The organism is Micromonospora humida (assembly GCF_016901255.1).
Lineage (GTDB): Bacteria > Actinomycetota > Actinomycetes > Mycobacteriales > Micromonosporaceae > Micromonospora > Micromonospora wenchangensis.
Genome location: NZ_JAFEUC010000004.1, coordinates 1 through 16,708 on the forward strand (window position 1 = coordinate 1; position 16,708 = coordinate 16,708).

The window sequence follows — 16,708 nt, forward strand, 5'->3', positions numbered from 1 at the left end:
GCTACCCCGTCATCCGCCGCAACGCCATCCACAAGGGCAAATAACACCCCACCCCCACACCACCACGAACACCCACACCACACCGCCAGACCACCCTGCCCACACAACGGTCAAAACACGAGGGGAGAGGCCCGGACGACCCCGGTCGTCCGGGCCTCTCCGTGTCCGGACTCTTCTGCTTCTGCGCGACGGGGCCGATTCTGCGGCGACGGGGCCGACTCTGCGCGACGGGGCCGATGTTGCGGTGTCGGGGTGAGGGGACAGCGCAACACCGGCCCAAGGGGGCGGATCATCGGCGCCAGCCGCGTCGGGTGAGGACCATGCGTACCTCGCCGGCCACGGCGGGGAAGTCGTCCCTCAACCGGCGACTGGTCACGTGCAGAACGGTCCAGCCGGCGGCGACCAGGTGGTTGAGCCGGCGACGGTCCCGGTGCAGTTGCTCGGGATCGCTGTGCCAGCGCCCGTCGTACTCCACCGCGACCCGGAACTGCGGCCAGGCGAGATCGGGGTGCAGGACCAGCCCCGACGGCAGCCGTACGGGATGCTGCGCGACCGGCCGGGGCAGGCCGGCCAGCACGAGTCGTACCCGCAGGTGCGACTCGGGCGGTGACTGCGCGGCCGGATCGGCCAGCTCGAAGACCCGGCGGGCCCGTACCCCACCCCGTCGGTCGGCGAAGCACGTGGCGATCTCGGCGAGGGCGGCCGGGCTGGTCAGCCCCCTGCCGAGCAGCGAGTCGACGATGCCGACCGCCCGGACCGGGTCCAGCCAGGCCGCCGTCTCCCAGGCGGCGAGCGCGGGGGACGACCGGGGCAGGACGGGCGGTGCCGGGTACGGGCCGGTCGCCCGGGGGCGAACGTCCGTCAGCGTCGCCGTGGTGAGCGGGACGGTCCCGGCCGCCCCGAGGCCCGGCCCGTTCCGGGTCGCCGGCCTATCCCTGCCGGTGGCCCCGCCCGCAGGCACTGCCGGTGCGGTGGGCGGAGGCGGCTCGGGGTGCAGGGCCGGTGGGGCGGGTATGCCGGGCAGGAGCCGGGCTGGCGTGGTGATATCGGTCGATGTGGCGCGGTGTGTTCGACCGACGAGGCGCTGACCACAGGCGTGGGCTTCGCGCTGCTCGCCGGTCGCTGGTGTGGCCTCCTCGGGGAGCTGGCCGGACGCATACGGTTGGGGATGAGCGGCCGACCCGCCGGGGGTGGCGACGCTGTGCACCCGGATTCCGCCCGGGGCGCCGGACCACCCATCGCCCGCACCCGACCACCCGCCAGCCGCGTCGGGCCATCCGCCAGCCGCGTCGCGTCGAACCCCGCCCGCGTCGAGCCGGATCCCGCTGGGGACGGTGCGACGGGCGGACCGGCGGGAGGCGGACGTGGCCGCCCCCTGGGAGCCGACCCGGGTCGCCCGGGGGACGAGCACGTGCACCTCGTCACCGAAGTCGGCGGCGTGCTCGATCCCGTGCAGATACGCCGCCGACGGACCGGCGACGAGCGTGCCGGCGGGCATCCGGAGGAGGGCGGCGCGGCAGGTCAGGGCGTGGTCGCGGGCGAGTCGGGCATCGGCGTACACGTCGTGGCCGAGCCGGAGCCAGGATGCCCCGCGCAGCTGGTGGCGGGTGAGCAGGCCCTGACGGATCGCGTCAGAGCCCCGGAACACCTGCCCGACGAGGGCCGCCGGGCGATGAGGTCGAGGTGGCATGACCCCAGCGTCGGGCCTCCCGGCCGCTCGCCGAAACCCCTGTGGACAACCGCCCCTGCCCGTGGAACCACCCCCTGTGGACAAACCCCCACCGCACGACACAGCGTGGTAATGCACGGTCCCCGCACCGTCGATGCGCCCCGACCCTCTCCCGCCTGCTTCCGCCCCCCGGTCTGCACGCCCTCACCCGCGAGGGCAGCCGAGGGGGAGAGCGCGTGATCGACTCATGTGGGTCGAAGTTGTGGGGTGGAGGCCGGCGGATACCGCTGTTTCGGCCCAGATGAGTCGATCATCCCCAGGCCAGGCCAGGCCAGGCCAGGCCAGGTCGGGCCAGGTCGGGTCGGGCGGGTCGGGCGGGTCGGGGCGAGGGACGGTCAGGACAGGGCGGCGGCGATCGTCCGGGCGGCGGTGGTGACCTGCGGGCCGACCGTGTCGACCGGCAGCGGGGCCAACGAGATCACCCCGACGCTCGCCTCCAGCCCGGGCACCCCGAGCACCGGCGCGGCCACCCCGTACGCCCCGGCCTGGAGTTCCCCGGCGGTGCTCACCGGGCCCGCGTGACCGGCCCGCCCGGCGAGGACGGCCCGCCCGGCGGCCCCGCGTTCCAGCGGGTGCCGGGCCCCCGGCCGGTACGCCACGTGGAACGACGTCCAGCTCGGCTCGACCACGGCCAGGGCGACCCCCTCGCCACCTTCCACCACGGTCAGGTGGGCGGTCGCCCCGGTCTGTTCGGCGAGCCGCCGCAGCGCCGGCAGGGCCCCCTCGGCCAGCAGCGGCTGGGCCCGTCGGGCCAGGTGCAGTACGCCGACGCCGAGCCGCAGCCGGCCGTCGCCGCCCCGGCGCAGCATCCCGTGTCCGGTCAGCGCGCCGACCAGCCGGTACACGGCGGCCCGGCCGATGCCGAGCCGGTGGGCGGCCTCGGTGACGGTCAGCCCGGCCGACGCGTCGGCCACCAGGTGCAGCAGGCGCAGGCCCCGGTCCAGGGTCTGCGCCGTCTCGCCCCCGGCAGGAACCTGAAGGCCCGGCCCGCCACCCGCAGGCACGCGCGGGCCGGGCTCGCCGCCGGCAGGCATGCGGCGGCCGGGGTCGTCACCTGCCGGCACCTGGTTGCCCGGCTCGTCGGGGGCCGCCGTCGTCTCCACAGCAGGCAGCGTACGACCCGGCTCGGGCCGACCCGGGGGAGCACGGACAGCTACCCTGGTACGGTGACGCTACGCCTGTATGACACCGCCGCCCGATCGGTGCGGGACTTCGTTCCGCGGCAAGCCGGCAAGGTGGGGGTCTACCTGTGTGGTCTCACCCTCCAGGCACCGCCGCACATCGGCCATCTTCGCTCGGGCGTCAACTACGACGTGTTGCGGCGTTGGCTGTCGGCCGCCGGCTTCGAGGTCACCTTCATCCGCAACGTGACCGACATCGACGACAAGATCCTCGTCAAGGCGCAGGAGCAGGGCCGCCCGTTCTGGTCCATCGCGTACGCCAACGAGCTGGTGCTGGCCCGCTCGTACCAGGCGTTGAACGTGCTGCCGCCGACGTACGAGCCGCGGGCGACCGGGCACATCCCGGAGATGCACGAGCTGATCGCCCGGCTGATCGAGACCGGTCACGCCTACCCGGCCACCGACGGGTCCGGCGACGTCTACTTCGACGTGGCCTCCTGGCCGGCGTACGGATCGCTGTCCGGCCAGTCGCCCGACGACATGCAGTCCGCCGGGGACGCCCCGGAGCGCGGCAAGCGGGACCCCCGGGACTTCGCGCTGTGGAAGGGCGTCAAGCCGGACGAGCCGGCCGACGCCTACTGGCCCTCCCCGTGGGGCCGGGGCCGTCCCGGCTGGCACATCGAGTGCTCGGCGATGTGCCTGCGGTACCTCGGCGCGGAGTTCGACATCCACGGCGGCGGGCTCGACCTGACCTTCCCGCACCACGAGAACGAGATCGCCCAGTCGCAGGCCGCCGGGCTGCCCTTCGCCCGCTGGTGGGTGCACCACGGGCTGCTCAGCATCGGCGGTGCCAAGATGGGCAAGTCGCTCGGCAACGCCCTCGACCTCGACTACGTCGACTCGCTCGGGGTGCGCCCGGTGGAGCTGCGCTACTACTACGCGGCGGCGCACTACCGGTCCCGGATCGACTACTCGGAGGACGCGCTGCGCGAGGCCGCGGTGGCGTACCGGCGGATCGAGGGGTTCGTCCAGCGGGCCGTGGAGCGGGTCGGCGCGGGGCAGCTCGGTGAGCTGCCCGCCGGGTTCGTGGCCGCGATGGACGACGACCTGAACACCTCGGCCGCGCTCGCCGTCCTCCAGGCCACCCTGCGGGACGGCAACACCGCGCTGGCCGACGGCGATGATGTGACGGTCCGCACCACCCTCGCCGCCACCCGGGCGATGCTGGATATCCTCGGCGTCGACCCCCTCGACCCGGCCTGGACCGGTGGCGGTCGCGTCGACGACCTGCGGGGCGTGGTGGACTCCCTGGTCGCACTGGCCCTGGAGCAGCGCGCGCAGGCCCGCAGCCGCAAGGACTGGGCGGCCGCGGACGCCGTACGCGACCAGCTCAAGCAGTCCGGCGTGGTGGTCGAGGACACCCCGCAGGGCCCCCGTTGGACTATTGGAGAGCAGGACTGATGGCCGGCAACTCGCAGCGCCGTGGCCGGCGACTGACGTCGAAGGCGGGTGCCCCCAAGGGCTCCGGCGGCAAGAACAAGGACTCCCTCGCGGGCCGGGGCAAGACCCTGCCCGCCGACGAGCGTCCCTGGCACAAGGCGTACTCGGGGACCGAGAAGCTGCCCCAGCGCACCGCCTGGAAGCAGGACAAGGAGCGCCGGGCGGCGGCCGAGGAGGGTCGCGCTCCCAAGATTGGCCAGCCGGGCACCAAGGACACCACCTGGGGCAGGGGCACCCGGGGCGTGGCCCCCGTCCGGTCCGGCGGCGGTGGTCGGTCCGGCGCGGGTGGCCGGGGTGGCGCCGGTGCGGGCCGCAGTGGTCCCCGGGTCGCGCCGGGGCGCAAGTCCAACCCGTCGCGCGACAGTCCGGAGCTGCTGGTGGGCCGCAACCCGGTGCTGGAGGCGCTGCGCGCCCAGGTGCCGGCGACCGCGCTCTACACCGCGCAGGGCATCGACGCCGACGACCGAGTCAACGAGATCACCCGTACGGCCGCCGACCGGGGCATCGCCATCCTGGAGATCAGCCGGGCCGAACTGGACCGGATGACCGGCGGTGTGCTGCACCAGGGTGTCGGCCTCCAGGTGCCGCCGTTCGCCTACGAACTCTTCGAGGACCTGCTGGCGGCCTCCCTGGAGCAGCCCGCGCCGCTGCTGGTCGCGCTGGACGGGGTCACCGACCCGCGTAACCTCGGTGCGGTGATCCGGTCCGCTGCCGCGTTCGGCGCGCAGGGGGTGTTCGTACCGGAGCGGCGGGCCGCCGGGATCACCGCGACCGCCTGGCGGACCAGTGCCGGCGCGGCGGCGCGGGTGCCGGTCGCGCAGGTCACCAACCTGACCCGGTCGCTGAAGGCGTGTCAGGACGCCGGCTTCATGGTGGTCGGCCTGGACGCCGACGGCGACACCGACCTGTACGACCTGGAGGCCGCCGTCGGCCCGCTGGTCGTGGTGGTCGGCTCCGAGGGGCGCGGGCTGTCCCGGCTGGTCGGGGAGACGTGTGACCTGACCGTCAGCATCCCGATGATCTCCGACGTGGAGTCGTTGAACGCCAGCGTGGCCGCTGCCGTCACCCTCGCCGAGGTGGCCCGCCGCCGCGCTGCGGAAGGCTGATCCGGCGGCGCGGGCACCCGCGCCCGGGACGAAGACACGACGAAAGGGGCGGCCCGCCGAAGCGGACCGCCCCTTTTCCGTGCGGTGGGATCAGATGCGGTGACCGGTGGCCGCGTTGAAGACGTGGCTGCGGCCGGCCCGCGGCTTGACGAACACGGTGTCACCCATGTTCGGCATGTTCCGCCGGTCGGTGCGGACCACGAAACGCTCCTCGTGGCCCTCCAGGGCGGCGTGGCCGTAGACGTTGGCGTCCGAACCGAGGTCCTCGACCAGCTCGACCACGACCGGCATGCCGCCCTCGGTGGGGCTGACCAGGTCGCAGTCCTCCGGGCGGAAACCGACGGTGACCCGGTTGTCGCCACCCTCGCTGCGGGCCGCCTCGACCTGCTCGCGGGTCAGCGGGATGTGCATCTCGGCGAAGGCCGCACCCCGCTCGTTCAGCGGAACGGTCTTGATGTTCATGGCGGGGGAGCCCATGAAGCCGGCGACGAACACGTTGGCCGGGGTGTCGTAGAGCGCCCGCGGGGTGTCCACCTGCTGGAGGACGCCGTCGAGCATGACCGCCACCCGGTGGCCCATGGTCATGGCCTCGACCTGGTCGTGGGTGACGTAGACCGTGGTGATGCCCAGCTTGGCCTGGAGCGAGGCGATCTGGGTACGGGTCTGCACGCGGAGCTTGGCGTCGAGGTTCGACAGCGGCTCGTCCATGAGGAAGACCTGCGGCTCGCGGACGATCGCCCGGCCCATCGCGACCCGCTGGCGCTGACCACCGGAGAGCGCCTTCGGCTTGCGGCTGAGGTACTCCTCCAGCTGGAGCAGGCCGGCCGCCTCCTTGACCCGCCGGTCGATCTCGGCCTTCGGGGTCTTGCGCAGCTTGAGGGCGAACGCCATGTTCTCGTACACCGACATGTGCGGGTAGAGGGCGTAGTTCTGGAAGACCATCGCGATGTCGCGGGCCTTCGGCGGGAGGTGGGTGACGTCCCGCTCGTCGATGTAGATCGCGCCGTCGTCGACGTCCTCCAGGCCGGCGAGCATCCGCAGGCTGGTGGACTTGCCGCAACCCGACGGGCCGACCAGGACGAGGAACTCCCCGTCGCCGATCTGGAGGTCGAGTTGGTTGACGGCGGGGCGTTCGGTGCCCGGGTAGATCCGGGACGCCTTCGCGTACGTGACCGTAGCCATGGTGGTGCGCTTCCTTTCACCGGCAGGAACGTGCCGGACGATCCGAGTGAAGGAGCTGTCGGCACCCACGGTGCCGACCCGCGGACCCCATCCGGAGGCAGCCTTCGCCGACCCCGGGTGTCATCCGTGTCACTGCACGGTAAACGGGATTTCCAGCTGTGCCAAGACGGGATACACCGAGTGGGACGGACGGCATACGCATTTCGGTCAGGCGGGCACGGCCGGGCATCAATCCCCTCGCCTGACGGGGTTCCGGCGCGTCGATTCGTCGGTGGCGCGGGCACAAGATTGACGTTTTCCATGCTCGGGGACCCTGCCGGCCGGGATTTCCCGACGTCAGTCGCTATGCTGACGTCGCAACACGCGCCCCTGTAGCTCAGCTGGCCAGAGCACTCGCCTTGTAAGCGAGATGTCGCCGGTTCGATCCCGGCCGGGGGCTCCAATTCCACAGCACGGCCGCCACTGGCGTTGCCGCCTGTCGATCCGTCGATAGCGGCCGGCGTACGTTCCTGCGTCATCTGCGCGCTGCGTGACCGAATGGTCGCTTCCGGTGGATGGATCGAGCTGGTTGAGTGGGAGCACCCCACCCCACCGGCTGAGACGGACTACCCATGATCCTCGTCGCCCCGCGTCGGCTGTGCACCATCCTCACCGCCGGTCTGCTGGCGGCGACGCTTGTCGCACCCGGTGCCGCGATGGCCGCGCCGAGGACTGGCAGCGCCCCGGCCTGCATGACGCATCCACTGCCACTGCCGCCCGGCGCGAGCCTGGCCTGGGACGCGATGCTCGTCGACCCGGCCGGCCGGTTCATCGTCGGCACCGGCAGGCGGGCCACCGATCAGGGGCAGGAGTCGCTGCTGCTGCGGTGGGACGGCCCGCGCGTCACCGTGGTGACGGGATCACCCGGTCTGCTGGTGGCCGTCAACCGGCACGGCGTCCTGGTCGGCGACAGTTCCACCAGCGCCGGCAACCGACCGTGGCGCTACCGGGACGGCCGGGTGGAGTGGCTGCCCCTGCCGCCGAACGGAATCGGCGGCTATGTCACGGCCGTCAACAGCCGAGGGGACATCGTCGGCTACGGCGGTTACCTGGAGGAGCCGGTGACCCTGCGCTGGCCGGTCGACCGGCCGGACACCGTCGAGGTTCTGGAGCCCGGTGGGATCCCGGTGGCGATTCTCGACGACGGCACCATCGTCGGCGAGGTCCCCGGCGAGGAGGACCGTTCGTCGCCCGGTCCCGGGGCACGTGGTGCCGGCGGGCGCGGGGTGGCCCCGCCGCCCGTCGCCTGGGTGCGTCGCCCCGACGGGCGGGTCGACCGGCTCACCGCGCCCGGCGCGGTGAAGTCGACGGTACGGGCGGCCCGGGGGAACTGGGCGGTCGGCCAGGTCGCCGACACGGCGGACGGGCAGTACGAGCAGATGGTGCGCTGGGACCTGCGTACCGGGGTGGCGACGCCGGTCAGACCGGGATTGATCGCCATGACGGGCGTCAACGCCACCGGTAGCCTGCTCTCCTACTCGGAGGTCGATCACCTCGATCGCCGGGTGCCGCTGCGTAGCGTCGTCTCGGACCCGGTGACCCGCGTCGTCGCCGAGGCGATCGCCGACAACGGTCTGGTCGTCGGCAGGACCGCCGGCCCGCAGGTCACCTTTCCGGTCCGGTGGAGCGGCTGCTGAGCGTTCCGGATCTCCGCAGGGCCCACCGTCGCCGCTCGCCCGGGACCACGCTTGTCGGTCCGGCTGGGTAGCCTGATCGGCGCGAACGGGGACGACGGGCGGGGGCCGATGAGTCGTGCGGTGGAACAGTCGAACCGGGCCATGTTGCGGGCCCGGGACGCGATGGACCGGGCATTCGCCGAACCGCTGGACATCCCGGCGCTGGCCCGGATCGCGCTGGTGTCCGAGGCGCACTTCATCCGCACCTTCCGGGCCACCTTCGGTGAGACCCCGCACCGCTACCTGCAACGACGTCGGGTGGAACGGGCGATGTCGATGCTGGTGGAGACCGGCCGGGACGTCACCGACATCTGTTACGCCGTCGGGTTCAGCAGTCTCGGCTCGTTCAGCCGCACCTTCCGGCAGATCGTCGGTGAGTCACCCAGCGAGTACCGCAGTCGCCGGTCGGCCGGCGACGCGACGGTGCCGAGCTGCTTCACCAAAGCCTGGACCAGGCCCAGCAGTTTTGGATAAGCGGCAGGTCAGCGGCCTGACATAGCGTTCCGGGCATGACGATGAACGCGATCACCCGCTCCCAGCTCTACGTCCTCGACCAGGACGAGGCGCTCGACTTCTACGTCGGCAAGCTGGGCTTCGAGGTCAACACCGACCAGGATCTGGGTTTCATGCGGTGGCTGACGGTCAACGTGCCCGGCGACCCGCAGCGGGAGGTGCTGCTGGAGAAGCCGGGCCCGCCCGCGCTGGACCCGGCGACCGCCGAGCAGGTCCGGGAGCTGCTGACCAAGGGCGCGATCGGCGGGTGGCTGAGCATCACCACCGACGACGCCCGCAAGACGTACGAGGACCTGGTCGGCAAGGGTGTCGACATCACCGACGAGCCGACCGAGCGCCCGTACGGCATCGACTTCGGCATCCGGGACCCGTTCGGCAACCGGATCCGCATCGGCCAGATGTTCCCCCGGGCCTGACCCGGCGTCGCCGGTATTGCGGATGTGGGCGGTGGGGTCGCCGGGCTACCGTCGCCCGGTGACCACACCGAGCCCTACCGACCTGCCCAAGTGCGAGTTCGCCTTCCCCGGCCCGCTGCGTGACCAGCTCGTGGCCGCAGTGTTGAGCGGGGCGAAGACCTCCACCACGGGCCTGTTGCAGGACTACGAGCGCGACGACGAGCCGTTGCCGGCCGTGGGCGACCGGGCGGTGGTGGTCGATTCCGCCGACCGGCCGGTCGCGGTGATCGAGGTGACCGGGGTGCGGGTGGTCCGGCTCGGCGACGTCGACCTCGACCACGCCCGCGACGAGGGGGAGGGGTACGACTCGGTGGCGGCCTGGCGGGCCGGGCACGAGGATTACTGGCACGGGTCGGACTACCTGGGTTGGCTGGGTGATGCCGGGTTCCGGGTGGACGACGACACCCTCGCCGTCGTCGAACGCTTCCGGGTGGTGCCGGGCGTCACCGGCTGACCCGGCGCGGCCGGGACGGTGGCGGGCCGGTCAGCCGGTGGTCTGTTCCAGCTCGTCGCGGATGGTGAGGAAATCCTCCTTGCGGTCCGGCTGTTTGGTGGCGGTCAGGAAGACCACCACCCCGGCGACCTCCGGGTCGGCCCAGGCGCAGGCGGTGAGGTGGCCCTCGTCGGCGGTCCGTCCGCGCCCGCACCGGGCCTCGCCGCCGTACCGGCCGAACTCCACCGACCGGGGCTTCGGAATCCGGTACGGCTTGAGCAGCCGGTCCAGCATGGCCTGCGGGTCGGGGACGGTGCCCGAGACGGCGCTCACCACGATCGTCTCCGGGCTGCGTCGGCCCCGCCCGTAGACCGCCTCGACGGTGCTGGTGGCCGGGGTGGCCTCGCGGGTCAGCTCGTTGAGCCGGAACCGGGGCAGCCCGGCGGGCAGTGGCGTACCCGAGCGGGGCAGCCCCAGCAGGGTGTCCGGGGTCCGCAACGTCCGCGCCACAGGTGTCGGGGTGGGCGCGGAGGCCCGTTCGACGTCGGCGACCGCGCACCCGGTGGCCAGGACGGTGGCGACCACCGCCGGCAGCAACCCGATCCGGCCGAGCAGCCGGCGCGGGCCGACCGGACCGGCCGTGCGCGGCAGGCCGGGGCGCAGACGCGGGCCGGTCGGCTGCGGCGGGCGGTGTGCAACGGTCGGGCCGGACCGGTGGCCCGGACCGGCGGGTCGTCTCTTCGGCACAACGCTCCTCGCACGAATCGGAGCGGGTAGGTTATCCGACCAGTGTCACCCCGGGGTGGCGTCCGCCCACGCAGGCCGCCGTGAGCCGCGCCACCGGCGACGCAACCGGTGGCCGGCTCGCGGGAGGCGACCTCGTGGTCAGCCGGTGGTGGTGGTCTTCAGCAGCAGCGCGGCCAGTTCCCGCGTGGCGTCCGGTGGCCGCGGGCCGGTCGGGCAGTCGGTCCAGTCGACGCGGGTCGCCCCCACGGTGAGCTGATAGCGGTACGTGTCGGCGCAGCCGTCGTCGGACGGGACGCCGGCATGGTCGCGGGTGGCCGGGCCGACGAGCATCCGGAGCCGGTCGAGGGCCGCCGCGTCGAGCCGGCCGGTACGCGTCGCGCCGGCCCGGTCGGTCGTGGTCCATCGGCCGTCGGGCTCGACGGTCACCGTGTCCCGGTTCCCGGCGAAGCCGCCGGATCGGGTCAGGGTGACCCGGTCCGCGCCGGCCCCCCGGGCGCCGGGGTCGCCGGGCATCCCGGTCGACGGGTTTGCGGCCCCGGTCGGGGTGCCTGGGGTGGTGGTCCCGTCGGAGGTCGCAGCGGTCGTGGCCGCTGGTGGCGCGGGGGTTCCCGGCTCGGCCGCCGAGCAGCCGGTCAGTAGCGCGGCGGCGGTCGTGACGGCGGCCAGGACCAGAGCGGATGATCTCATCCCGATGGGACGTGCATCGACGTCAATCGGTTCCCTGGGCAGGGCCCCTCCTCCGTTCGGCCAGTGTCGTGTCATGGAACCGCTCCATCCCTTCTCTTTTCCCGGGTGTATCGCTATATCTACATGCGTGACTACCCCCGTCACATCTTTCCCTTGCCAGGAGGGCACGTGAAAAGACCCCTCGCCGCCGTCAGCGCAGCTCTGCTCACCAGCGGAATGCTGACCTGCGTCGCCACCGCAGCGCACGCGGCTCCCCCCGCCCCCGCCCCCGATGCCGCCCCCGCCGCCCGCGCCGAGAGTCTGCTGCGCAGCAACCCGGGCGCGGTCCAGGGCACCAGCGCGGAGGCGTACCAGGCGGTCCGCACCAAGGTCGATGCCAACGGCGCGGCGCACACCCGCTACACCCGTACCTACCAGGGGCTGCGGGTGTACGGCGGTGACTTCGTCATCCACACCGCGCCCAACGGCACCCTCGCCGGCACCTCCGTCGGCCTGGCCGCCCCGCTGACCCTCGGCACCACCGCCAAGATCAGCCCGGCGGCGGCCGCCGCGACGTCCCGCAAGGCGTTCTCCGGCAAGATCACCGAGGTGGGCGCGCCGGAACTCTTCGTCGACGCCACCTCCGGCAAGGGCCGGCTCGCCTGGGAGACCGTGCTGTCCGGCTGGAAGGCCGACCAGCAGACCCCGTCGAAGCTGCACGTGATCACCGACGCCGTCACCGGCCGGGTCATCGGCGCGCACGACGAGATCGAGTCGGTGGTCGGCAGCGGCCAGGGCATCTACACCGGCTCGGTCAGCATCGACACCACGCTCTCCGGCAGCACCTACCAGATGATCGACCCGTCGCACGGCAACGGCCGTACCTGCGACATGAACAACGGCACCAGCACCTGCACCACGTTCACCGACGCCGACAACGCCTGGGGCGACGGCACCAACACCAACCGGCAGTCCGCCGGCGTCGACGCCCACTTCGGCGCGGCCAAGACGTTCGACTACTTCAAGAACGTGCACGGCCGCAACGGCATCTTCGGCAACGGCGCGGGCGTGCCGAGCCGGGTCCACTACGGCCGCAACTACATCAACGCCTTCTGGGACGGCGCCCAGATGACCTACGGCGACGGCGCCAGCAACTCCCGGCCGCTGGTCTCCCTCGACGTGGCCGGCCACGAGATGAGCCACGGCGTCACCGAGGCCGTCTCCGGCCTGGTCTACTCCGGCGAGTCGGGCGGCCTCAACGAGGCCACCAGCGACATCTTCGGCAACATGGTCGAGTTCTACGCCGCCGCGCCGAGCGACCCGGGCGACTACCAGGTCGGCGAGAAGATCAACATCAACGGCAACGGCACCCCGCTGCGCTACATGTACAACCCGTCGCTGGACGGCTCGTCCGACTCGTGCTGGAGCACCAGCACCAAGAACAAGGACGTGCACTACTCCTCCGGCGTCGGCAACCACTTCTTCTTCAACCTCGCCGAGGGCACCGGCGCCACGTCGTACGGCACCTCGCCGGTCTGCGGCTCCGCCCCGGCGGTCACCGGCATCGGCCGGGAGAAGGCCGAGAAGATCTGGTTCCGCGCCCTGGACGTGTACTTCACCTCCAACACGTCGTACGTCAACACCAGCACCCCGGCCAACACCGCCCGCGCGTACAGCCTCAAGGCGGCGACCGACCTGTACGGCAGCTGCTCCACGGAGTACAAGGCCGTCCAGGCGGCGTGGACCGCGGTCAACGTCGCCGGCAGCGACGCCCCCTGCTCCTCCACCGGTAACGACTTCTCCGTCTCGCTCTCCCCGACCTCCGGTTCGGTGACCGCGGGCGGTTCGGTCGCCATCACCGTCGCCACCGCGACCACCAGCGGCACCGCGCAGACCGTGACGTTCTCCGCGTCCGGCCTGCCGACCGGCGCGACCGCGTCGTTCAGCCCGGCCTCGGTGACCTCGGGCGCGTCGTCGACCCTGACCATCGCCACCTCGGCCAGCACCCCGGCCGGCAGCTACCCGGTGACGGTCACCGGCACCGGCGCGGTGGCCCACTCGGCCAGCTACACGCTGGTCGTGAGCAGCGTCGGTGGCACCTGCACCGCCGGCCAGCTCCTGGGCAACCCCGGCTTCGAGTCCGGCAACACGGTCTGGGCGGCGAGCACGGGCGTCATCGGGCAGAACGGCGCCAGCCAGCCCACCCACGGCGGCACCTGGAACGCCTGGCTGGGCGGCACCGGTGGCACCCTGACCGAGACGCTCTCCCAGTCGGTGAGCCTGCCGGCCGGCTGCGCGACGTACAACTTCAGCTTCTGGCTGCACATCGACACGCGGGAGGTCACCTCGACGACCGCGTACGACAAGCTGACCGTGCAGGTGCTCAACTCCTCCGGCACCGTGCTGGCGACCCTGGCGACCTACTCGAACCTGAACAAGGCCACCGGGTACACCCAGCGCTCGTTCTCGCTGGCCGCGTACGCCGGCCAGAGCGTGACCCTGAAGTTCACCGGCACCGAGGACGCCTCGCTGCGGACGTCCTTCGTGGTGGACGACACGGCGCTCGACGTGTCCTGACCTGACCCCTGCGTCGGTGGGCCCGGCGGCCACCCCTCCCGGGTGGTCGCCGGGCCCGCGCCGTTATGGTCGCCGCACCGGTGACGCGACGAGAGGGGTGCGACGGTGTCGGATGCGGAGTTGGCCGTCGGGGTGACCGGCGCGGTGGCGACGGTGACCATCCGTAACCCCGGCCGGCGCAACGCGATGACCCCGGAGATGTGGCGACGGCTACCCGTGCTGCTGGACGGGCTGGAGGCCGACCCGGCCGTACGCGCACTGGTGCTCACCGGCGCCGATGGGGCGTTCTGCGCCGGTGCCGACCTCGGTGACCTCGACGAACTGCTGGACGCCAACGGCGACGTGGGCGACGCGGTCGCCGCCGAGGAACGGTTGGCCGCGTTCGCCAAGCCCACCGTCGCGGCGGTGCAGGGCCCCTGCGTGGGCGGTGGTTGCCTGCTCGCGGTCGCCTGCGACCTGCGGATCGCCGCCCCGGACGCCAGGTTCGGGGTGCCGCCGGCCCGGCTCGGGCTGGTCTACCCGGCCCCCACCACCCGGCGGCTGACCCGGCTCGTCGGCCCGTCCACGGCCAAGTTCCTGATCTTCACCGCCGAGCTGATCGACGCCGAACGGGCGCTGCGGGTCGGCCTGGCCGACGAGGTGGTCGACGACCTGCCCGGCCGGGTCACCGCGATCACCGCCGCCATCGCGGCCCGCTCCCAGCTCAGCATCGCCGCCGCCAAGGAGATCATCGACGACCGGGCCAGCCCGGCCCGGATCGCCTGGTGGCACCGGAAGGCACGGGACAGCGGCGAGGCCCGCGAGGGCATCACCGCCCACCACGAACGCCGTCCGCCCGACTTTCCCTGGTCACCGTCCGCCGGTCACTGATCCGATCCGCCCGGCTGCCACCGTCGGGGTGGGCGCACGATCGTGGATGTAGTGGTAACGGAGCTGACGGATGCCACTACATCCGCGAAAGTGAGCCGATCGCGGTGGCGAGGGGTCTGTGTTCCCGGTGGGGTGGTGAGGGCCGGCGGGCGTCGCACCGGGCGTTCCCCGACGCGACCCCCTGTGCCCGCCGGCCGGTCCGGTCACCGCCCGGCGAGGCTCGCCCAACTCGGCGTCGCCGGTTCCCGTCGCAGCGGCATGCCCGCCTCGGCCGGGGTCCGGTCACCCTTGTGCTGGTTGCACGGGTAACAGGCGGCGGTGGTGTTCCGCCAGGTGTTGCCGCCGCCGCGTGAGCGGGGCAGCACGTGGTCGACGGTGCTGGCCGGCCCGCCGCAGTACGCGCACCGCCCACCGTCGCGGCGCAGCACCCCCGCCCGGGACCAGGCCGGGCCGGCGCTGAACCGCCAGCGGGTGACGACGTACCGGACGAGGCGGACCACCCGGGGGACGGGGAAGACCCCGATCACCCGGTCCGGCTCGGCCTCGTGGATCTCGGCGACCCGACGGCACAGCATCCGGATCGCGTGTTGGACGGTGACCCGGTGCAGCGGGCCGAGGTCGGCGTTGATGACGAGGACGGCGTCCACCGGGCTCTCCCTTCGCGGTCGGTGGGTCGATCGGGTCGGCGGGCGGGGTCAGTGGTCCGCAGCCGCGGCGACCCGGACCGGGCCGCCGCCGACGTCGGCCCGGACGACGAAGGCCGCCCGGTCCTCGGGTGGGACGGGGCGGCCGGCGCGTACGGGCACGCGTCAGTCGGGATTCCCGTCCCGGGGATGTTCGGCTCGGCAACCGCCGACGGGTAGCGTCGACCACGCGCTGGTGAGCTGCGGCGACGTCATGGTGTGCTCCCGGTTCGACTGGTTGACCGTGCGTGGATCACGCTATGCGCGGCGGTGCGGGCGGGCAACGCATTTCGATGCCACCCGCCGGCCGTGCCCTCCCCTTGCGGGCTGCCGGACCGGCAGACCCGGTTACGAGCGGACCGACCAGACGGTCACGTCGACCGAGGCCGGCGTCGCCTGGTAGCGGTTGTGGTCGATCCGGACGTAGTTGACCACCGTCGGGTCGCCCGGGTCGGGCTGGCAGTAGGTGACCGGGGTGGGTTCGAGCTGTTCGAGGTCGATGCTCGGATACCGCTGCGCCTTCGGGTTCCGGCAGCCCTCGTAGCTGAGGTCGGTCGGGTCGTCGGTCCAGTCGTAGAGGGCGAGCTGGTGGTGCTGCGCCTGGAAGATCAGGGTGCCCGCCCCGGTGCCCCTCGCCACCCGGGGCCTCGGCAGGAAATAGACCGAGTCGTCGGCGTGCAGGGTCCAGCGCGGCGCGTCCGCCGGGGGCACCCAGTCCGGCCCGACCGGCCCCCGGGTCGGCGTCGGTCCGGCGGTGGGGGTCGGCGCGGGGCCGGTCGTCGGCCCGTCCGGACCCGGGGCCGGGGTCGCCGGGGTGGTGGGTGTCGCTCCGGACGGATCCACGGTGGGTGTCGGCCCGACCGGGGTCGCCGTGACGCCGGGGTCGGCCGACGCGGCGTCGACGGAGGTCGTGGGGGAGGCGCCCCGCGCGTCCGGCGTCCGGTCCGTCGGCCAGGAGAGCACGGTCACCGTACCGACGATCACCAGCAGCAGCGCGGCGATCCCGGCCGGCAGTCGCCAGCGTCGCCAGCGGCGGCGCAGCCCCGGGCCCGACCCGGTGCCGGCGGCTCCGCCCGGTGCGTCGGGCGCGGCCGGGGTCGCCCCCGACGGCAGGGCGGCGGCGTCCGCCGCCGCCCGGGACAGCCGAGGGTCGATCGCGCTGAACAGTGACAACAGCCCGAGCGCGCTCGCGGCGAAGACGCCGGCCAGGCCCACCAGGGCATTGGCCTTGTCGACCCCGATCCGCCAGGCCAGCACCGCCACCCCGATGGCGGCCACGGCGAGCAACGTGTAGGCCTTTCGAGGTCCCGTCATGCGAATCATGGTGGCCGGGGGCGGCGGGGCACGGTGTCGGGTAGGCGACGCTGCGTGGTCACCGCTCGACATCGGGACCTTCGGCTGACCGGACACG

Annotated in this window: 15 protein-coding genes and 1 tRNA gene; 9 read left to right on the forward strand and 7 right to left on the reverse strand. The window is 73.0% G+C overall.

The annotated features are described in order from the left end of the window. Positions 1–289 precede the first annotated feature (289 nt). Together JQX11_RS09630 and JQX11_RS09635 are read right to left on the reverse strand one after the other, a co-directional pair. Positions 290–1,690: an endonuclease domain-containing protein gene (locus JQX11_RS09630; RefSeq protein WP_204924668.1), complete on the reverse strand. Its 1,401-nt coding sequence runs from the start codon at positions 1,688–1,690 to the stop codon at positions 290–292. A gap of 374 nt (positions 1,691–2,064) precedes the next feature. Next, a complete protein-coding gene (locus JQX11_RS09635; RefSeq protein WP_204924988.1) occupies positions 2,065–2,763 on the reverse strand; it encodes an IclR family transcriptional regulator in 699 nt (232 codons plus the stop codon). A gap of 132 nt (positions 2,764–2,895) precedes the next feature. Here JQX11_RS09635 and cysS point away from each other — a divergent pair, with 132 nt between their 5' ends. Next, positions 2,896–4,311 (forward strand): cysteine--tRNA ligase, encoded by a 1,416-nt coding sequence (cysS, locus tag JQX11_RS09640; protein WP_204924669.1) that lies wholly within the window; start codon positions 2,896–2,898, stop codon positions 4,309–4,311. Next, positions 4,311–5,456 (forward strand): 23S rRNA (guanosine(2251)-2'-O)-methyltransferase RlmB, encoded by a 1,146-nt coding sequence (rlmB, locus tag JQX11_RS09645; protein ID WP_204924670.1) that lies wholly within the window; start codon positions 4,311–4,313, stop codon positions 5,454–5,456. Before cysS ends, rlmB begins: the two co-directional genes overlap by 1 nt. A gap of 90 nt (positions 5,457–5,546) precedes the next feature. Here rlmB and JQX11_RS09650 read toward each other — a convergent pair whose 3' ends face one another. Beyond that, the gene (locus tag JQX11_RS09650) at positions 5,547–6,638 is read right to left on the reverse strand and encodes an ABC transporter ATP-binding protein (RefSeq protein WP_204924671.1); all 1,092 of its coding nucleotides are present in this window, start codon (positions 6,636–6,638) and stop codon (positions 5,547–5,549) included. A gap of 365 nt (positions 6,639–7,003) precedes the next feature. Here JQX11_RS09650 and JQX11_RS09655 point away from each other — a divergent pair. The 5 genes from JQX11_RS09655 to JQX11_RS09675 all read left to right on the forward strand — a co-directional run bounded on the left by JQX11_RS09655 (position 7,004) and on the right by JQX11_RS09675 (position 9,775). Further along, a tRNA-Thr gene (locus JQX11_RS09655) sits at positions 7,004–7,080 on the forward strand. 169 nt (positions 7,081–7,249) lie between these two features. Then, positions 7,250–8,314, forward strand: a complete 1,065-nt coding sequence (locus JQX11_RS09660) for a hypothetical protein (protein WP_204924672.1) — start codon at positions 7,250–7,252, stop codon at positions 8,312–8,314. Between the two features lie 108 nt (positions 8,315–8,422). Next, positions 8,423–8,827 (forward strand): helix-turn-helix domain-containing protein, encoded by a 405-nt coding sequence (locus JQX11_RS09665; protein ID WP_204924673.1) that lies wholly within the window; start codon positions 8,423–8,425, stop codon positions 8,825–8,827. A gap of 35 nt (positions 8,828–8,862) precedes the next feature. Next, positions 8,863–9,282: a VOC family protein gene (locus tag JQX11_RS09670; protein ID WP_204924674.1), complete on the forward strand. Its 420-nt coding sequence runs from the start codon at positions 8,863–8,865 to the stop codon at positions 9,280–9,282. A 58-nt stretch (positions 9,283–9,340) separates the two neighbouring features. Beyond that, positions 9,341–9,775: an ASCH domain-containing protein gene (locus JQX11_RS09675; RefSeq protein WP_307826133.1), complete on the forward strand. Its 435-nt coding sequence runs from the start codon at positions 9,341–9,343 to the stop codon at positions 9,773–9,775. Positions 9,776–9,805: 30 nt separating this feature from the next. Here JQX11_RS09675 and JQX11_RS09680 read toward each other — a convergent pair whose 3' ends face one another. Together JQX11_RS09680 and JQX11_RS09685 are read right to left on the reverse strand one after the other, a co-directional pair. Then, a complete protein-coding gene (locus tag JQX11_RS09680; RefSeq protein ID WP_204924676.1) occupies positions 9,806–10,501 on the reverse strand; it encodes a hypothetical protein in 696 nt (231 codons plus the stop codon). Positions 10,502–10,639: 138 nt separating this feature from the next. Continuing rightward, positions 10,640–11,188: a hypothetical protein gene (locus JQX11_RS09685; RefSeq protein WP_204924677.1), complete on the reverse strand. Its 549-nt coding sequence runs from the start codon at positions 11,186–11,188 to the stop codon at positions 10,640–10,642. A 168-nt stretch (positions 11,189–11,356) separates the two neighbouring features. On the opposite strand from JQX11_RS09685, the gene JQX11_RS09690 reads away from it, so the two are divergent. Continuing rightward, positions 11,357–13,744 carry a M4 family metallopeptidase gene (locus JQX11_RS09690; protein WP_204924678.1) on the forward strand — a complete coding sequence of 796 codons (2,388 nt, stop codon included), beginning with the start codon at positions 11,357–11,359 and terminating at the stop codon, positions 13,742–13,744. A 105-nt stretch (positions 13,745–13,849) separates the two neighbouring features. Next, positions 13,850–14,614, forward strand: coding sequence for an enoyl-CoA hydratase/isomerase family protein (locus JQX11_RS09695; RefSeq protein WP_204924679.1), 765 nt, complete (start codon positions 13,850–13,852; stop codon positions 14,612–14,614). 203 nt (positions 14,615–14,817) lie between these two features. On the opposite strand, the gene JQX11_RS09700 is transcribed toward JQX11_RS09695, so the two are convergent. Then, positions 14,818–15,261, reverse strand: coding sequence for an HNH endonuclease (locus tag JQX11_RS09700; RefSeq protein ID WP_204924680.1), 444 nt, complete (start codon positions 15,259–15,261; stop codon positions 14,818–14,820). A 384-nt stretch (positions 15,262–15,645) separates the two neighbouring features. Next, complete coding sequence (locus JQX11_RS09705; RefSeq protein ID WP_204924681.1) at positions 15,646–16,611, reverse strand: hypothetical protein; 966 nt, start codon at positions 16,609–16,611, stop codon at positions 15,646–15,648. Positions 16,612–16,708 lie beyond the last annotated feature (97 nt).

Bases quoted from the DNA above. Each gene is read 5' to 3' on its own strand.
- JQX11_RS09705 (WP_204924681.1), bottom strand. From the start codon at position 16,611: ATGACGGGACCTCGAAAGGCCTACACGTTGCTCGCCGTGGCCGCCATC.
- JQX11_RS09685 (WP_204924677.1), bottom strand. From the start codon at position 11,188: ATGAGATCATCCGCTCTGGTCCTGGCCGCCGTCACGACCGCCGCCGCG.
- rlmB (WP_204924670.1), top strand. From the start codon at position 4,311: ATGGCCGGCAACTCGCAGCGCCGTGGCCGGCGACTGACGTCGAAGGCG.
- JQX11_RS09665 (WP_204924673.1), top strand. From the start codon at position 8,423: ATGAGTCGTGCGGTGGAACAGTCGAACCGGGCCATGTTGCGGGCCCGG.
- JQX11_RS09660 (WP_204924672.1), top strand. From the start codon at position 7,250: ATGATCCTCGTCGCCCCGCGTCGGCTGTGCACCATCCTCACCGCCGGT.
- JQX11_RS09650 (WP_204924671.1), bottom strand. From the start codon at position 6,638: ATGGCTACGGTCACGTACGCGAAGGCGTCCCGGATCTACCCGGGCACC.
- JQX11_RS09635 (WP_204924988.1), bottom strand. From the start codon at position 2,763: ATGCCTGCCGGCGGCGAGCCCGGCCCGCGCGTGCCTGCGGGTGGCGGG.
- JQX11_RS09630 (WP_204924668.1), bottom strand. From the start codon at position 1,690: ATGCCACCTCGACCTCATCGCCCGGCGGCCCTCGTCGGGCAGGTGTTC.
- JQX11_RS09670 (WP_204924674.1), top strand. From the start codon at position 8,863: ATGACGATGAACGCGATCACCCGCTCCCAGCTCTACGTCCTCGACCAG.